Source organism: Sphingomonas sp. PP-CE-3A-406 (assembly GCF_003688625.1).
Classification (GTDB): Bacteria; Pseudomonadota; Alphaproteobacteria; order Sphingomonadales; family Sphingomonadaceae; genus Sphingomonas.
The window spans coordinates 130923-142463 of sequence record NZ_RCWY01000002.1 but is presented as its reverse complement, the minus strand read 5'-3'; the positions used below and the strand labels follow the sequence as shown (position 1 = coordinate 142463).

General features: G+C 66.2%; 14 protein-coding genes. 8 read left to right on the top strand and 6 right to left on the bottom strand.

Going from position 1 to position 11541, the window contains the following annotated elements; genetic code table 11:
- Positions 1 to 22 precede the first annotated feature (22 nt).
- Both C8J44_RS07100 and C8J44_RS07095 read left to right on the top strand, forming a co-directional pair.
- Positions 23 to 379, top strand: a complete 357-nt coding sequence (locus C8J44_RS07100) for an ArsC family reductase (protein WP_121904623.1) — start codon at positions 23 to 25, stop codon at positions 377 to 379.
- A gap of 11 nt (positions 380 to 390) precedes the next feature.
- Positions 391 to 672, top strand: coding sequence for a DUF427 domain-containing protein (locus C8J44_RS07095; protein WP_121903984.1), 282 nt, complete (start codon positions 391 to 393; stop codon positions 670 to 672).
- Positions 673 to 800: 128 nt separating this feature from the next.
- On the opposite strand, the gene C8J44_RS07090 is transcribed toward C8J44_RS07095, so the two are convergent.
- A complete protein-coding gene (locus C8J44_RS07090) occupies positions 801 to 1715 on the bottom strand; it encodes a neutral zinc metallopeptidase (protein WP_121903983.1) in 915 nt (304 codons plus the stop codon).
- A 102-nt stretch (positions 1716 to 1817) separates the two neighbouring features.
- Between C8J44_RS07090 and C8J44_RS07085 the strand changes: the two genes are divergently transcribed.
- Both C8J44_RS07085 and C8J44_RS07080 read left to right on the top strand, forming a co-directional pair.
- Positions 1818 to 2603 carry a 3-hydroxybutyrate dehydrogenase gene (locus C8J44_RS07085; RefSeq protein ID WP_121903982.1) on the top strand — a complete coding sequence of 262 codons (786 nt, stop codon included), beginning with the start codon at positions 1818 to 1820 and terminating at the stop codon, positions 2601 to 2603.
- Between the two features lie 86 nt (positions 2604 to 2689).
- Positions 2690 to 3340 carry a DUF4893 domain-containing protein gene (locus C8J44_RS07080; RefSeq protein ID WP_121903981.1) on the top strand — a complete coding sequence of 217 codons (651 nt, stop codon included), beginning with the start codon at positions 2690 to 2692 and terminating at the stop codon, positions 3338 to 3340.
- Positions 3341 to 3396: 56 nt separating this feature from the next.
- Here C8J44_RS07080 and C8J44_RS07075 read toward each other — a convergent pair whose 3' ends face one another.
- The gene (locus tag C8J44_RS07075; protein ID WP_121903980.1) at positions 3397 to 4365 is read right to left on the bottom strand and encodes a cation diffusion facilitator family transporter; all 969 of its coding nucleotides are present in this window, start codon (positions 4363 to 4365) and stop codon (positions 3397 to 3399) included.
- Positions 4366 to 4660: 295 nt separating this feature from the next.
- Positions 4661 to 4825, bottom strand: a complete 165-nt coding sequence (locus C8J44_RS18415; protein WP_164913371.1) for a hypothetical protein — start codon at positions 4823 to 4825, stop codon at positions 4661 to 4663.
- Between the two features lie 191 nt (positions 4826 to 5016).
- Here C8J44_RS18415 and C8J44_RS07070 point away from each other — a divergent pair, with 191 nt between their 5' ends.
- A complete protein-coding gene (locus C8J44_RS07070) occupies positions 5017 to 6399 on the top strand; it encodes a short-chain fatty acyl-CoA regulator family protein (RefSeq protein ID WP_121903979.1) in 1383 nt (460 codons plus the stop codon).
- A 134-nt stretch (positions 6400 to 6533) separates the two neighbouring features.
- Here C8J44_RS07070 and C8J44_RS07065 read toward each other — a convergent pair whose 3' ends face one another.
- From C8J44_RS07065 to C8J44_RS07055, 3 genes are all read right to left on the bottom strand, one after another.
- On the bottom strand, positions 6534 to 7481 hold the full coding sequence (locus C8J44_RS07065; RefSeq protein WP_121903978.1) for an aldo/keto reductase: 948 nt from the start codon (positions 7479 to 7481) through the stop codon (positions 6534 to 6536).
- Complete coding sequence (locus C8J44_RS07060) at positions 7478 to 7678, bottom strand: hypothetical protein (protein WP_259466756.1); 201 nt, start codon at positions 7676 to 7678, stop codon at positions 7478 to 7480. Before C8J44_RS07060 ends, C8J44_RS07065 begins: the two co-directional genes overlap by 4 nt.
- 114 nt (positions 7679 to 7792) lie before the next feature.
- Positions 7793 to 8164, bottom strand: a complete 372-nt coding sequence (locus C8J44_RS07055; RefSeq protein WP_121903976.1) for a hypothetical protein — start codon at positions 8162 to 8164, stop codon at positions 7793 to 7795.
- 193 nt (positions 8165 to 8357) lie between these two features.
- On the opposite strand from C8J44_RS07055, the gene C8J44_RS07050 reads away from it, so the two are divergent.
- The 3 genes from C8J44_RS07050 (at position 8358) to C8J44_RS07040 (ending at position 11426) form a co-directional block, all read left to right on the top strand.
- Complete coding sequence (locus C8J44_RS07050) at positions 8358 to 9311, top strand: metalloregulator ArsR/SmtB family transcription factor (protein ID WP_121903975.1); 954 nt, start codon at positions 8358 to 8360, stop codon at positions 9309 to 9311.
- Complete coding sequence (metF, locus tag C8J44_RS07045) at positions 9308 to 10252, top strand: methylenetetrahydrofolate reductase (RefSeq protein WP_121903974.1); 945 nt, start codon at positions 9308 to 9310, stop codon at positions 10250 to 10252. The genes C8J44_RS07050 and metF overlap by 4 nt, the downstream gene beginning before the upstream one ends.
- Before the next feature lie 115 nt (positions 10253 to 10367).
- Complete coding sequence (locus C8J44_RS07040; RefSeq protein ID WP_121903973.1) at positions 10368 to 11426, top strand: homocysteine S-methyltransferase family protein; 1059 nt, start codon at positions 10368 to 10370, stop codon at positions 11424 to 11426.
- Positions 11427 to 11541 lie beyond the last annotated feature (115 nt).

Sequence of the window (11541 nt, the reverse complement as noted above, 5' to 3'; positions counted from 1 at the left end):
CGCGATGACACAGGAGACGATTTTGACGATCACGATGTTCGGGATCAAGAACTGCGACACGATCAAGAAGGCGCGGACCTGGCTCGACGAGCACCAAGTTCCTTATGCGTTTCACGACTACAAGACGGCCGGGATCGACGCTGCGCATCTGCACGACTGGATCGACCGGGTCGGTTGGGAGGTTTTGCTCAACCGTGCGGGGACGACGTTTCGCAAGCTAGCCGAAGCTGACCGGGCGGATCTGGACGCGATAAAGGCGACGGCTCTGATGCTGGCGCAGCCGTCGATGATCAGGCGCCCGGTGCTCGACACCGGCGAGACGCTGCTGGTCGGGTTCAAGCCCGAGGCGTATGAGGGGGCGGGGCTGGGGCGCGCATGAAGGAGACGAGAATGCCTGTCGCTACATGGAATGGCCACGAAATCGCACGATCGGACGATACCGTCGTCGTCGAGGGCAATCATTATTTTCCCGCGGACAGCGTCGATCCGGCCTTGCTGGAGGACAGCGCGACGCACTCGAACTGCCCGTGGAAGGGCGTGGCGAGCTACAAGACGCTGGTCGTCGACGGGAAGCGCAACGTCGATGCGGTCTGGTATTATCCCGACCCGAAGTCGGCGGCGGCGGAGATCAAGGACCGGTATGCGTTCTGGAAGGGCGTGATGGTCGGCTGATTCGCGGCTGCCGCCCCGCGCTTTGTTCTCCCGCGAAGGCGGGAGTCCAGGGTCAAGCAGGACGGCGTTGGTGGCTCCTGGACCCCCGCTTTCGCGGGGGAACGGGAGTGGGGCGGACCAATCCTGCGTCAGATCGCGCCCGAGAACGTATCGCACTGCTGCGGATCGCCGCTGTCGAGCCCGCGCTTCAGCCACGACTGGCGCTGTGCCGACGTCCCGTGCGTGAAGCTGTCGGGGACTACGCGACCCTGCGTCTCCTTCTGCAGCGTGTCGTCGCCGATCGCCTGCGCCGCGGTCATGCCCTCCTGGATATCGCCCGCCTCGAGCCGCGACTTGTTCGCCGCCGCCCATACGCCGGCATAGCAGTCCGCCTGAAGCTCGAGCCGGACCGACAGCGCATTGCCTTCGGTTTCGCTCGCCTGGCGCTGCGCCTGCTGGACCTGTGCGTTGGTGCCGAGCAGCTTCTGGATGTGGTGACCGAATTCGTGCGCGATCACGTAATCCTGTGCGAAGTCGCCCTGCGCCTTGAAGCGGTTGGCGAGTTCGGAAAAGAAGCTTGTGTCGAGGTAGATGCCCTGGTCGGTCGGGCAATAGAAGGGCCCCATCGCCGACTGCGCCGCGCCGCAACCCGAGCGACCGTTACCCGAATAGAAGACGAGCTTGGGCGCTTCGAATTTCTGGCCGTTTTTCTGGAAGATCGCCTCCCAGGTGTTGTCGGCCGAACTGAACGCGTTGCACGCCGCCTTGCTCTCGGGAGTCAAATTGCAGCTGGACGCCGTGCTGGTGCCGGCCCGCGGTCCGCTCTGGGTGGTGGGCGCCGACGACTGCCCGCCGCCGAGCAGGCCGCCAAGCCCGCCCATGCCGCCGAACACCGCCATCAGGATCAGCACAACGACGATCCCGCCGCAGCCGAAGCGGCTGCCGATCATCGGCAACAGCCCCATCAACAGGCCGCCGCCACCGCCGCCAAAACCGCCACCGCCGCCGCCCGAGCCGCGCTGGTCCTCGACGTTGATGTTCGGATCGTAATCGTCGAGCCGCATGAATATGCCCCTTTTCGTTTCTGCTTGGGAACGAAATGCGCAAGGTGGCGCTAGGGTTGCACGGCCATCGTATCGGCCGAACGCGAGAAGCGAGGAGTGCGTATGTTCCTGAAGGGCAAGACCGCGGTGATCACCGGATCGACCTCGGGTATCGGGCTCGCCTACGCCAAGGCGTTTGCCGCCGAGGGCGCCGCGATCGTTCTCAACGGCTTCAGCGATGCGGATACGATCGAGCGCGAGCGCGCCGCGTTGGCGCAGACCAGCGGTGCCCAGGCGCTCTACGATGCGGCGGACATGACCAGGCCCGACGAGATCGCCGCGATGGTCGCGCGTGCTGCGGCGGAAACCGGCAGCGTCGACATCGTCGTCAACAATGCCGGCATCCAGCATGTCGCGGGGATCGCCGATTTTCCGATCGACAAGTTCGACGCGATCATCGCGATCAACCTGTCCTCGGCGTGGCACATGATGCGCGCCGCGGTCCCGTTGATGCGCGCGAAGGGCTGGGGGCGGATCATCTCCACCGCGTCCGCGCACTCGCTGGTCGCGAGCCCGAACAAGTCCGCCTACGTCATGGCCAAGCATGCGATCGCCGGGCTCACCAAGACGATCGCGCTGGAGACCGCGACCGACGGCATCACCGTCAACTGCATCTCGCCGGGCTATGTCTGGACGCCGCTGGTCGAGAACCAAATCCCCGACACGATGGCGGCACGGGGCCTGACGCGCGACCAGGTGATGAACGATGTCCTGCTCGCCGCACAGCCGACCAAGGAATTCGTCACCCCCGAACAGGTCGCGGCGTTCGCGCTGTTCCTGTGCCGCGACGAAGCCAAGGCGATCACCGGCGCGAACCTGTCGATGGATGGCGGCTGGACCGCGGCGTGAACTTTAGTCGCGGGGGCGTTCGAAAAATCATTGCCGTTCAAGGGGATGCGCGGGTAGCCTCGGTCAAGCCGTGGGGACACCAGACGATGCGGACTTGGTTCGGAACTGCCTCGTGCGTGATGATCGCGGTTTGCGGATCGACTGGTATCGGCGTCGGAACGGCGGGGGCCTATCCGTCCCGCACGAGCCTCGACTGGCGCCGAGTCGCCACCATTGCGGACCGCGCGCGGCTGCGGAGCTGGCGCGAAGCATGGGTCAACGCGCTCGCGCAGGTCGATCCCCGCGAAGTGACGAGCGATCCCGTCCTGTTCGATCCCGATCGTTCGCTGGTCGACCCGTTGCCACCCTCGGGCGCGTATCGGTGCCGGACCTACAAGCTCGGCGCGCGCGCGGGGATCGGTCCGACCTTTACGCGATCAGGCTGGTTCGCCTGCCGGTTCGGCGCCGGCGCCGGCGATGACGATGGCGACGATGGCGAGAGCGTGGTCAGCCTCGTCAAGCTCGACGGATCGCAACGCCCGGTCGGCACGGTATTCGCCGACACCGATTTTCGCGCCGTCTTTCTCGGGACGATGGAGCTCGGCGATGAAAAACGACCGATGCGCTATGGTCGCGACGCCAATCGCGACATGGCCGGGTTGATCGAACGGATCGGGACGCAGCGCTGGCGCGTGGTGCTGCCCTATCCCCGGTTTGAATCGGTGCTCGACGTCGTCGAACTGGTGCCCGCCGGCTAGCGCGCGGCCGCCGGCCCCGTGGTTCGGTCTGACCTCCGTTAGCGACGCGTCGCAGTTCAGGCAGGATTTTGGGTGGCGGCCGATACCGGCGCGAGTGTCGCGTTCTCGCGCTTTTCAGGCCGGATATAGATCGAGGAGAGCGTCGGGACGGCAGCGCGCAGCTCGGTTTCGATTACCTCGATCAGCGTCTCGCCGTCGCCCATCGTCACCGAATCGTCGAAGTCCGCGCTGATCGCGGCGAAGATGCTCTCGGGCGCGGTGTGGATCGTGCGGACGTGATTGACCGAGACGATCGCGGGATGGGCGGCGACGATCTTGCGGATCGTCGCGATCACCGCCGGGTCGGCGCGCTCGCCGATCAGCAGACCCTTCGATTCGCGCGCGAGCAACACCGCGACCAGCGCGAGGATCAGGCCGATCGCGATCGAGGCGGCGCCGTCGATCCGCGGATCGTTGAACGCTTGGCTCGCCCAGATACCGATCCCGGCGATGACGAGACCGGCGAGCGCCGCGGAATCCTCGAACAGCACGATGAAACCCGCGGGGTCCTTCGACCGGTGGATCGCCTGCCACCAGCCCATGTCGCCCTTCGACTTCGAGAACTCCCGCACCGCGATCGTCCAGCTGCTGCCCTCGAGCGCGAACGAGATTGCGAGGACGACGTAGTTTATGGTCGGGCTGGTAAGCGGTTCGGGCTGCCGGATATGCCGCCAGCCTTCGAAGATCGACACCCCCGCGCCGATCGCAAAGATCAGGATCGCGACCACGAACGCCCAAAAATACAGCTCGCGGCCATAGCCGAACGGGTGCGCTTCGTCCGCCGGGCGCTTGGCCTTTTTCTGACCGTAGAGCAGCAGCACCTGGTTGCCGCTGTCGACCACCGAGTGGAAGCCCTCGGTCAGCATCGACGACGATCCGGTCATTCCGGCCGCGACGAATTTCGCCACGCCGATCCCGAGATTGGCGGCGAGGGCGCCGTAGAGGACGATGTCGTCCTTGATGCGAGCGGTCAGTGTCTTGGCCATGCCGCCGTCCTACACGAGGGCGCGGGGTTGGAAAGAGCGGCGTTCGCAACGGGTTGCGTAGTCACGCGTGAGATTGACAGTGCCCTGGTAGGCGGACGTACCCGGCATCCCCACTCCGTCATCCTGACGAAAGTCAGGATCCAGAGCCACAAGCTCCAGCGCCCGTTACCCTGGATCCTGACTTTCGTCAGGATGACGGGCTTCGGGAGCGCACCGTCCTTCTAAACAGGAATACCCACCGATGGACGAGCCACCGGCGGGATCCTTTCCTCCCCAGGAAACTGTGTGAAGCGGTTTAGCCGAGCCGGCCGAGGCGGTGGTACAGCGCGCTCATCCGCGTCAGCCGCTCGTCGTCGATCGACGTCTTGCTGATCATCTCGCCGAGGACTTCCTTCATCAGCGCGAAATCGTTGGTCGAGAAGACGGCGCGGGCGCGGGGTTGTTCGGTAGTCGTCTGCATGGCTTGCCTCCTTCGATGATCGTCTTGTCTCTCTCTTTACACGCATCATGTGCCGAGAGAGGCGATGCACAGGCAATAGCATTCGAGGTCGGCAAGTTGGAAGACGGTCCCGCGCCGCCGCAACGTCGTGGTGTCCGTTCAGCTTGTAGAACACGTGTCGTTCTGTAAACATCGTGACAGGAGGGTTTGCGATGGCGGAACGGAAATTGCTGGCGGGGCATGCGATCCGTCGCCTGCGGCGCGGGGCGGGGCTGACTCAGGCGGCGATGGCCGAAATGCTCGCGATCAGCCCGAGCTATCTCAACCTCGTCGAGCGCAACCAGAGGCCGATCTCCGCGACGCTGCTGATCAAGCTCGCCGAGAGCTTCGACTTCGATCCGCGGTCGCTCGCGGCGGGTGAACCGGGCGGCGGTGCGGATGCGATCCGGCGGCGGCTGGCCGACCCGATGTTCGCCGACCTCGAGATCGACCGCAACGAAGTCGAGGAATGGCTTGCCAGCGCCCCCGGCGGTGCGGCGGCGTTCGCACGCGTGTTCGATCGAATCGGCGGCGGCGCAGTGGTAGAGGCGGGCGACGATCCGGTCACGCTCGTCCGTCGCGAGATCGAGCGTTGGCGTAATCATTTCGCCGATCTCGACGCCGCGGCCGAAGCGTTGGCCGACGAATTGCGGCTCGGTGCGGGTGATCTTTACGGCGCGATCGCCGAGCGGCTGCGTGCCAAGCACGGCCTGACGATCCGGGTGCTGCCCGCCGACGTGCTCCCCGACACGCTCCGCCGCCTCGATCTGCACGCGCGCCAGTTGCAGTTGAGCGAGATGCTCGACCCGGCCTCGCGCACGTTCGCGGTCGCGTTCCAGCTCGGCCAGATCGAGGCGAAGGCGGAGATCGATGCGCTGGCGAAGGGCGCCGGGTTCACCGATCGCGCGGCGGAACGGCTCTATCGCCGCCACCTCCTCGGCTATTTCGCCGCCGCGCTGATGATGCCCTACGCCCGGTTCCTCCGTGGATGCGAGACGACGGGGTACGACATCGAACTGCTGCAACGCCGGTTCGGCGCGGGCTTCGAACAGGTCGCGCACCGGCTGACGACGTTGCAGCGCGTCGGCGCGCGCGGCTTGCCCTTCTTCATGATCCGTATCGATAGGGCGGGGCAGGCGTCGAAGCGCTATCCCGGCGCCAGCGGTGCGGCGCTGGTCGAGGCGGACGGGCGCTGTCCGCTGTGGCGACTACATCATGCGTTCGACCGACCGGGCAGCCTGATGGTCCAGCTCGTCGAACTGGAGGATGGCGCGCGCTGGCTGACGATGGCACGCACCGTGACGCCGCAGGGTAGCCGCTTCGGCGCGGTACATGCCGAGTTCGCGATCGGGCTCGGCGTCGCGGCGGCGCAGGCGGGTGTGCTGGCGGTGGCGAGCGGCTTCGATCTGGCGGGGAGGGCGATGCCGATCGGGCTCGGCTGTCGCGCCTGTTTCCGCAACGATTGCCCGCAACGGTCTGCCGCACCGGCCGGGCGGGCGCTGCTGATCAACGAGCGGGAACGAAAGACGTCCGCGCTGACGTTTGCGGGCGACTAAACGATCCTCACCCGCAAGGGGGAGGTGGCAGGCGCTTGCCTGACGGAGGGGGAGGAAGGCGAAACCGCTGTTCCCTTTTCCTCCCCCTCCGTCACCTTCGGCGACACCTCCCCCTGGCGGGGGAGGATTAAGGGTCAGGCGCCAGCGACCATCAGCGCGTCCAACTGGTCCTTCGACAGTTCCAGCGTCATCGCAGGCAGCAGGTCTTCGATCTGCTTCACGCTGGTGGCGCTCGCAATCGGCGCGGTGACGCCCGGCTGCGCGATCAGCCACGCCAGCGCGACCTGTGCGTGGGTCGCGCCGGTAGCTTCGACCACCGAGTCCATCGCCTCGAGGACAGCCTTGCCGGTACCTTCGAGCAATTCGCCCATCCGACCGCCGCGAACGCTCTGGCTCAGGTCGTCCTTCGTCCGGTACTTGCCGGTGAGGAAGCCCGAGGCGAGCCCGTAATAGGGCAGCACGCCGATGTTCTCGGTGACGCAGTAATCCTGCAATTCGCCCTCAAACTTCGTGCGGCTGACCAGGTTATATTCGGGCTGGAGCACGTGATAGCGCGGCAAGTCCGACGTCTTGGCCGCCTCGACCGCAGACTTCAGGCGGGCGGCGTGGAAGTTCGATGCGCCGATCACGCGGACTTTCCCCGCATCGACCAACTTGCCGAACGCTTCGAGGACAGCCTCCTGCGTCTGCGAATCGTCGTCCTGGTGCGCGTAATACAGGTCGATGCGATCGGTACCGAGGCGCTTGAGCGAGGTTTCGGCAGCGGCGGCGATGCGCGCGGGGGCAAGCTTCTCGCCGCCTTCACCGGGGAGCATACCGACCTTGGTCGCGATCAGCACGTCGTCGCGCTTGCCGCTGGCCTTCAGCCATTCGCCGATCATGCTTTCGGATTCGCCGCCCTGATGGCCGTCGACCCAAGCCGAATAGATGTCGGCGGTGTCGATCATCGTGCCGCCGCCCGCGACGAACGCGTCGAGCACGGCGAAGCTGGCGGCGCGGTCGGCGGTCCAGCCGAACACGTTGCCGCCGAGGACGAGCGGGGCGATCTTCAGATCGGTCGAGCCGAGGCGGCGGAGGGTCATCGGGGCTGATCGCTTTGATTCGAGGGGAGTTCAGTATCTTCAGGAGCGGCGGCGACCGCGTTCAGGTCGACGCTGTTCGCATCGAGCATCGCGGCGGCTTCGTTCAACTGGTGTGCTTCGTCGGCGGTGACCGCGCCGGGTTCGCTCGCGGGCGAACACGCCGCGAGCGCCGAGATAGCGAAAAGCGCCCCCACCATCATACCGCCATGCCAGCGAACGCTGGTTTCCTTCCACGAAGGTCGTCGTGACCCTGACCGGAAGCCCCCAGCGTTAGCCGGGGTGACGGAGAAGTGGGGGCGCCTTGGCAAGGCTTAGTCCTTGATCGCTTTGCCCGCGCGGGTCAGCGCGTTGCCGGTGGCGTCGGCGGCGCGGTCCGCACCGTTGCTGATCGCAGCACCCGCACGGTCTGCGCCAGCTTCGATCCGGTCACCGGCGCGGTCGGCCTTGGCGTCGAGGTGATCGGTCGAGTCGTCGATCTTGGCACCGGCGTTGTCGAGCGAACGCTCGGCCGAGCCCAGCGCGCGATCGCTGGCAGCGCTGACGTCGTCGACGGCATTGGCGGTGGTCGCGCTGGCATCGGCGGCGATCGCGTTGGCGGCCTGTGCGGTCTGGTCCTGCGCGTTGTTGCTGCAAGCTGCGAGGCCGGCGGTCATGGCGAGGGCGGGGATCAGGAACTTCTTCATAGGTATCTACTCCCGTGGATGTCGTCTTGTGGACCGGGTAATGCCCAGCCCATAGCGCCATCGAACGCGGATAAAGCGTTTCCGATCCGTCACGATCGGTCGCGATGCGATAAGTCGCGGGCCTATATGGCCAATGTCGAAGACGCGCACGCCTGCGTTGACCTCATATAAAGAATTCTTTATATGTCTTGGCATGACGATGGCGCTCGAAATCTTCCGTGCTTTGGCGGACGCGACCCGGTTGCGGATCCTCGCGCTGTTGCGGCGGATGGAGCTGTCGGTCGGCGAGCTCGCGCAGGTCCTCGGGCAGAGCCAGCCGCGCGTCTCGCGGCACGTGAAGATCCTGTGCGATGCCGGGCTTGCCGAGCGTCGTAAAGAAGGCAGTTGGGTGTTCGTCGCGCTCGGGTCTCCGGACGTGGTCGAGCCGGTTGCGGGCGCACTCGATGTCTGGGCGAAGGCCGAGCCGGATCACTGGGCGGTGGCTGACGCAGCGCGGCTCGCGGCAGTGCGCGCGGACCGGGCGGCGAGCGCGGCGGCGTGGTTCGAGGGGCATGCCGACGAGTGGGACGCGATCCGCTCGCTGCACGTCGCCGACAGCGAGGTCGAGGCGGCGATGGCAACCGTGCTCGGCGATGCGCCGGTCGGCACGCTGATCGACATCGGTACGGGCACGGGGCGGATGCTCGAACTGTTCGGCGGACGCGCGACGGTCGCGCTCGGGATCGATCGCAGTTCGGAGATGCTGCGTCTGGCGCGTGCGAAACTGCACGATATGACGCACGCCGAACTTCGCCAGGCGGATCTGTACGCGCTGCCGATGGCGGATGCCGCGGCGGACGTCGCGATTCTGCATCATGTGTTGCACTTCGCGCAGCAGCCAGGGGCTGCGGTGAGCGAGGCCGCGCGGGTACTCGTGCCGGGCGGGCGATTGCTGATCGCCGACTTCGCCAGCCACGACCGTGAAGAGTTGCGGGTGCGCGATGCGCATACGCGGCTCGGGTTCGCGGACGAGCAGATGGCGGCGTGGTTCGAGGCGGCGGGCTTACAGACCGCGCGCGTGGAGACGCTCGAGGGCGGCGAGTTGACGGTGAAATTATGGCTCGGTCGGAAGATTGGCGCGAGCTTGCGTGAGGTGAAGGCGGCATGACGAACATTTCGATCCCCCAACTGGCCGAAGCGCGCCGCGCGCTCGAAGAACCGCTGTTCGCGGATCTTGCGGGTGATGTCGGTCTGAGCTTCGAATTCTTCCCGCCGAAGAGCGAGAAGATGGAGACGCAGCTCTGGGAGGCGATCCGCACCCTGGAGCCGCTCGGCCCGGATTTTGTGTCTGTGACGTATGGCGCGGGCGGGTCCACGCGCGAGCGGACGCATGCGACGGTAGCGCGGATCCAGCGCGAGACATCGATGAACGCCGCTGCGCATCTGACTTGCGTCGAGGCGACCAAGGCCGAGATCGACCAGGTCGCCGAGGAATATTGGGCGGCGGGCGTGCGCCACATCGTCGCGCTGCGTGGCGACATGCCGACGCTCGGCCAGCCTTATCAGCCGCATCCGGGCGGGTATGAGAACGCTACGGCGCTGGTTGCCGGTCTGCGGAAGCTGCATCCGTTCGAGATCTCGGTCGCGGCGTATCCCGAATGCCATCCGGAATCGGGCGGGCATGACGCCGACATCGACAATCTGAAGCGCAAGATCGATGCCGGTGCGACCCGTGCGATCACGCAGTTCTTCTTCTCGCCCGAAGCGTATTTCCGGTTTCGCGACCGGGTAGCTGCCGCCGGGATCACCGCGCAGATCCTGCCGGGGATATTGCCGGTGTCGAACGTCGCGCAGACGCGGAAATTCGCAGGGCTGTGTGGTGCGGAGATCCCGGCGTGGATGGATCGGCTGTTCGAAGGGCTCGACGATCACCCCTCGGCACGGCAACTCGTGGCGGCGACGATCGCGGCCGAGATGTGCCGGCGGCTGTACGCGGGCGGGGTGAAGGATTTCCACTTCTACACGCTCAACCGCGCGGAACTGGCCTACGCGATCTGCCACATGCTCGGTGTGCGCGCGAAGCCGGTCGACAAGGTCGCCGCGGCGTAATTCCCCTCCCGTCTGCGGGAGGGGTTAGGGGAGGGGCTGGCCCAACCCGACCGTCTCGTTTGCGGCACTTCCCTCCCCCGACCCCTCCCGCCAGCGGGAGGGGAGGAGATCGACGATGACACCACGTGAACGTTTCAACGCGGAAGCCGCCAAGCGCATCCTGATCACCGACGGCGCCTTCGGTACCGAGATCCAGAACTGGAAGCTCGACGAGGCGGCTTACGCAGGGTCGCTCGGCTTGTCGCACGACCAGAAGGGCAACAACGACATCCTGGCGATCACAAAGCCGGACGTCCCCGAGACGATCACGCGCGAATATCTCGAGGCGGGGTCGGACATCGTCTCGACCAACACGTTCAGCGCGAACGTGATCTCGCAGGCGGACTACGGCGCCGAGCATCTGGTGCGCGAGATCAACGTCGAGTCCGCGCGGATCGCACGCGCGCTCGCCACCGAATACGAGGCGAAGGACGGCCGTCCGCGCTTCGTGGCGGGTGCGATCGGGCCGACCAACAAGACGCTGTCGCTTTCGCCCGACGTCAACGATCCCGGCTATCGCGAGATCGACTTCGATTATCTCAAGGGCGTGTACCGCGAGCAGATCGACGCGCTGCTCGAAGGCGGCGAGGGGGTCGGCGTCGACTTCATCCTGATCGAGACGGTGTTCGACACGCTCAATGCCAAGGCCGGGATCATGGCGGCGATCGAGGCGGGCGACGCGCTCGGGCGCGACGTGCCGATCATGATGTCGATGACGTTGACCGATCTCTCGGGGCGCAACCTGTCGGGGCATACGGTCGAGGCGTTCTGGCATGCGGTGCGGCATGCCAAGCCGATCACGATCGGGCTGAACTGCTCGTTCGGCGCGGAGCAGCTGCGGCCGCACGTGAAGACGCTGTCGGCGATCGCCGATACGCTGATTATGGTGTATCCGAACGCCGGGCTCCCGAACGAACTCGGCGAGTATGACGAGCAGCCCGAGACGACGGCGGGGCTGGTTGGCGAGTGGGCGGTGGCCAAGCAGGTCAACGTGCTCGGCGGCTGCTGCGGGTCGACCCCGGCGCATATCAAGGCGATGGCCGACGGCGTGCGCGGGCTCGAACCGCGCGCGGTTGCTCGGCCGGAGGTGCGGACCAAGCTCGCCGGCCTCGAACCGTTCACGATGGCGGCTTAGTTCCCCTCCCGCTTGCGGGAGGGGTTAGGGGAGGGGCTGGCCCAACCCGACCACCTCGCTTGCGGCACGTCCCTCCCCCGACCCCTCCCGCAAGCGGGAGGGGAGGAAAGCAGAA